The organism is Sporosarcina luteola (assembly GCF_023715585.1).
Taxonomy (GTDB): domain Bacteria; phylum Bacillota; class Bacilli; order Bacillales_A; family Planococcaceae; genus Sporosarcina; species Sporosarcina luteola_D.
The window spans coordinates 1-462 of the sequence record NZ_JAMBOK010000016.1; the positions used below are offsets into that span (position 1 = coordinate 1).

General features: G+C 62.6%; 1 protein-coding gene. It reads left to right on the forward strand.

The window, feature by feature from the left end; translation table 11 throughout:
* On the forward strand, positions 1 to 462 hold a 462-nt coding region (locus tag M3193_RS16600), incomplete at both ends, for a hypothetical protein (RefSeq protein ID WP_435372055.1).

A 462-nucleotide genomic window follows, 5' to 3' on the forward strand; every position in this document is an offset into this window, starting at 1 on the left:
GACCCTCGACGGCATCAACACCGCCAAAGAGGTGCCGGACTGGCCGTCAAAGCTTAACGGCCGGATCAAGACCCAGGGCAGCCTGTACGGCGGCAGCTGGCAGATGTCGGTGCCGGAGCTGAAAATTACCGGCAACGTGAAGCAGAACAAAGTGGATGTGGCGGGCTCGCTGCAGGGTAACAGCTATCTGCAGTGGAAAATCCCGGGACTGCATCTGGCGTTAGGCCCGAACAGCGCTGATATCACAGGCGAGCTGGGGGTGAAGGATCTTAATCTCGACGCCACCATCGATGCGCCGCACCTGGATAAGGCGCTGCCGGGGCTCGGCGGGACGGCGAAGGGCTTGGTAAAAGTGCGCGGCACTGTCGATGCGCCGCAGCTGCTGGCCGACATCACCGCCCGGGCGCTGCGCTGGCAGGAGCTGACCATCGCCCAGGTCAACGTCAAAGGGGATGTGAAATC